The sequence below is a fragment of the Aliiglaciecola aliphaticivorans genome, from assembly GCF_054782055.1.
Genome location: NZ_BAAGTF010000071.1, coordinates 1 through 961, shown reverse-complemented (window position 1 = coordinate 961; position 961 = coordinate 1). Strand labels below are relative to the sequence as shown.

The following is a 961-nucleotide window of genomic DNA, read 5'->3' as shown; positions in this document are numbered from 1 at the left end:
GTAAGCGTTCGCCAATCCCACCTAGCGTTTAGCAAATTCCCATGGTAGCAATTGCTCGATATCGTAATGTGGCTGGCTGACCTGTTCTAGTAAGTACATCAGGTAATCGAATGGCGTGATGCCGTTGGCTTTGGCTGTTTCGATTACGCTGTAAAGCGTGGCACTGGCTTTTGCGCCCTTGGCCGTGTTGCTAAATAACCAATTTTTTCTTCCAATAACAAAGGGTTTTATTGCTCGTTCTGCACGGTTATTGTCGATGTTGAGATTGCCATCTTCAATGTAGCGGATTAGCTTAGGCCATTGATTGAGGCTATAAGTGATGGCTTTACCTAATGCCGTTTTGGGCGGTACGTTATCGATGGATTTATCCAACCAGACTTTGAACTGGTTTAACAGTGGTAAGGACTGTTGTTGTCTGATCCGCTGTTTTTCATCTGCTGATTTATCCTTAATCTGGGTTTCAATCCGGTATAGCTTCTGAATATGATTCAGCGCCCAGTTGGCTTTACCCACTTTGCCTTTTGGTTGAGCAATTTCAGCTTCTTTGAATTTACGTCTGGCGTGTGCCCAACATCCGACAAGGGTAGCCTGAGTTTGCTCATAGCCAACATAGCCATCCACGTGCAGATAACCCGAATACCCTTCCAGATAATTCACCGCGCAACGTCCAGCACGACTATTTTGATAATCGTATAGGACGATATTAGGTATGGTGCTGTCTTGGGACGAGTCTGTACCCGTGCAATACAGCCACATATAGCAGGTCGATTTATCTTCTTTGATAACCTTTAACGTGGTTTCATCCGCCTGAATCACCGATTGTTGCAGCATCAGTTCATGCCATCGTTCAACCAGAGGTTCGAGTAATCTGGCACACTTGATTATCCAATCCGCCATGGTTTGTCGACTCAGTTCGATCCCATATTGTTTGAACATCGCTTCTTGTCGGTAAAGCGGTAAA

1 protein-coding gene is annotated in these 961 nt (G+C 45.2%); it reads right to left on the bottom strand.

Annotated elements, in window-relative coordinates:
- Positions 1-21 precede the first annotated feature (21 nt).
- Positions 22-961, bottom strand: a 940-nt coding sequence (gene tnpC, locus ACYVIL_RS20265; protein WP_460314552.1) for an IS66 family transposase, incomplete at its 5' end; no start/stop codon positions are given.